Source organism: Pseudomonas sp. HMWF006, assembly GCF_003061205.1.
GTDB classification, from domain to species: Bacteria; Pseudomonadota; Gammaproteobacteria; order Pseudomonadales; family Pseudomonadaceae; genus Aquipseudomonas; species Aquipseudomonas monsensis.
Map to the genome: position 1 here is coordinate 1 of NZ_QAIU01000238.1, position 2,832 is coordinate 2,832.

The following is a 2,832-nucleotide window of genomic DNA, read 5'->3' on the forward strand; positions in this document are numbered from 1 at the left end:
TCGTCATGCAGTACAACGGTGGCAAGAAGTCCGAGAAGCCATACGCACTGGTCGGTAAAGGCATCACTTTCGACACCGGCGGCATCAGCCTGAAGCCGGGCGCCGGCATGGACGAGATGAAATACGACATGGGCGGCGCCGCCAGCGTGTTCGGCACCCTGCGTGCCGTGCTTGAGCTGAAACTGCCGATCAACCTGGTGTGCATCCTCGCCTGCGCCGAAAACATGCCGAGCGGCAACGCTTCGCGTCCGGGCGACATCGTCACCACCATGAGCGGCCAGACCGTGGAAATCCTCAACACCGACGCCGAAGGCCGTCTGGTGCTGTGCGACGCGCTGACCTATTCCGAGCGCTTCAAGCCGCAAGCGGTGATCGACATTGCGACCCTGACCGGCGCCTGCGTCGTGGCACTGGGTGCACACACTTCCGGCCTGCTGGGCAACAACGACGAACTGATCGAGCAACTGCTCAGCGCCGGTAAAACCGCTGACGACCGCGCCTGGCAACTGCCGCTGTTCGACGAGTATCAGGAGCAACTGGACAGCCCGTTCGCCGACATCGCCAACATTGGCGGGCCGAAGGCCGGCACCATCACCGCCGCGTGCTTCCTGTCGCGCTTCACCAAGAACCTGAACTGGGCGCACCTGGACATCGCCGGCACCGCCTGGACCAGCGGCGGCAAGGACAAGGGCGCCACCGGCCGTCCGGTTCCACTGCTGACCCAGTACCTGCTGGACCGCGCCAAAGCCTGAAACCGATGACGTGCGGCGGCGTCACTGAACGGTGGCGCCGCCCGCACATCAGGAACCGTAATGACCAAAGTCGACTTTTATATCCTGCCCAGCGCCGATCCGTCCGCGCGCCTGGATTTTGCCTGCAAGCTCACCGAGAAAGCCTGGCGCATGGGCCACCGCATCTATCTGCATTGCAGCGATGTTGCCCAGCGTGATGATCTCGATGCGCGCCTGTGGGCGTTCAAGGGCGAAAGCTTCGTGCCGCACGGTCCCGCGGACAGCGAACCTGATGGCTTGATCGTATTGGGCCTGGGTGACGACTGCGGTCAACATCAGGACCTGCTGGTCAATCTCGACCTGAAAGTCCCGGCCTTCGCCAGCAAATTCGCCCGCGTGGCGGAGGTGGTGGTGGAAGATCCGACGATTCGCGCGGCGGCACGGGAGAGTTTCCGTTTCTACCGCGAACAGGGCTATCCTCTGCAAGACCACCGTTTACAGCGACTCTGAGTACGCCGATGGACACTCCAAAACCGCTGCAAAAGTCTGCGCACCTGCTGGACGATCTCGAATCGATCCGCCAGTTGCTCGGCGATGACAACCTGCAACCGCCGCTGCTGACCGATACGGTCGATGAAGGCGAACAGGAACAGATTCCGATGTTGTTCGACCCGGTCGTCAGCGAACCGCCAGCCGTCGAACCACCTCCCGCCCCCGTTGCACCCGCCGCACAACCTGCTGCGCCCGCTGCCAAAGGCCCGGACGCCCTGCTCCACCTGGACAGCGAACTGCGCGCCGCCGCGCAATTGATCATGCAAGACGTGATTGACGACTTCGCGCCGCACATCGAAACCGAAATCAAACGCCGCCTCGACGCGCGGATGGAGCGGCTCCTCGCCGCAGCTACGAGCGGCAAGCTTTAAGCTGCAAGCCAAAGCTAAAGCCCAAACGTACCTGCCACCCTCCTCTTGCAGCTTGCAGCTTGCGGTGGCTTGTAGCTTGCAGCTGTCCCCGCGGCTATACTTCCCGGCTTTTCCTGAATAAATGCCAATAGGGTCCCGCCGCGCATGGATAAGACCTACCAGCCGCACGCCATTGAAACTTCCTGGTACAACACCTGGGAGTCCGAGAACTATTTCGCACCGCAAGGCGCGGGCGATTCCTACACCATCATGATCCCGCCGCCGAACGTCACCGGCAGCCTGCACATGGGTCACGGTTTCAACAACGCGATCATGGACGCCCTGATCCGTTTCCGCCGCATGCAGGGTCGCAACACCCTGTGGCAGCCGGGCACCGACCACGCCGGTATCGCCACGCAGATGCTGGTGGAGCGTCAACTGGAAGCCACCGGCCAGAACCGTCATGACCTGGGCCGCGAAAAATTCCTCGAGAAAGTCTGGGAGTGGAAGGATCAGTCCGGTGGCAACATCAGCCGTCAGATCCGCCGCCTCGGTTCGTCCGTGGACTGGAGCCGCGAGCGCTTCACCATGGACGACGGTCTCTCGGAAGCGGTCAAAGAGGCCTTCGTGCGCCTGCACGAGGACGGCCTGATCTACCGCGGCAAGCGTCTGGTCAACTGGGACACCAAGCTGCACACGGCGATTTCCGACCTCGAAGTGGAAAACCACGACGAGAAAGGTTTCCTGTGGAACCTCAAGTACCCGCTGGCCGACGGCGCGAAAACCGCTGAAGGCAACGATTTCCTGATCGTCGCGACCACCCGCCCGGAAACCATGCTCGGCGACTCCGCCGTCGCGGTTAACCCGAACGATGAGCGCTACAAAGCCCTGATCGGCAAGTTTGTCGAGCTGCCACTGCTTGGCCGCCGCATCCCGATCATCGCCGACGATTACTGCGACCCTGAATTCGGCACCGGCTGCGTGAAAATCACCCCGGCTCACGATTTCAACGACTACGAAGTCGGCAAGCGCCACAACCTGCCGTTGCTGAACATCTTCGACAAGAACGCCAACGTGCTGCCAGCGGCCCAGGTGTTCAACCTCGACGGCACGCTGAACGACAGCATCGACGGCAAGATCCCGGCTGAATTCGCCGGTCTCGAGCGTTTCGAAGCACGCAAGCAGATCGTGGCTGCGTT

4 protein-coding genes are annotated in these 2,832 nt (G+C 62.1%); all 4 read left to right on the top strand.

Annotation, left to right across the window (positions count from 1 at the left end):
* Positions 1 to 752, top strand: a 752-nt coding sequence (locus DBR24_RS09625) for a leucyl aminopeptidase (RefSeq protein WP_128614612.1), incomplete at its 5' end; no start/stop codon positions are given.
* Between the two features lie 60 nt (positions 753 to 812).
* The gene (locus DBR24_RS09630) at positions 813 to 1,241 is read left to right on the top strand and encodes a DNA polymerase III subunit chi (RefSeq protein WP_123464889.1); all 429 of its coding nucleotides are present in this window, start codon (positions 813 to 815) and stop codon (positions 1,239 to 1,241) included.
* An 8-nt stretch (positions 1,242 to 1,249) separates the two neighbouring features.
* Entirely contained in the window at positions 1,250 to 1,654 is a 405-nt protein-coding gene (locus tag DBR24_RS09635; protein WP_128614613.1) for a DNA polymerase III subunit chi, read from the top strand.
* A 144-nt stretch (positions 1,655 to 1,798) separates the two neighbouring features.
* On the top strand, positions 1,799 to 2,832 hold a 1,034-nt coding region (locus DBR24_RS31860), incomplete at its 3' end, for a class I tRNA ligase family protein (RefSeq protein WP_256591368.1).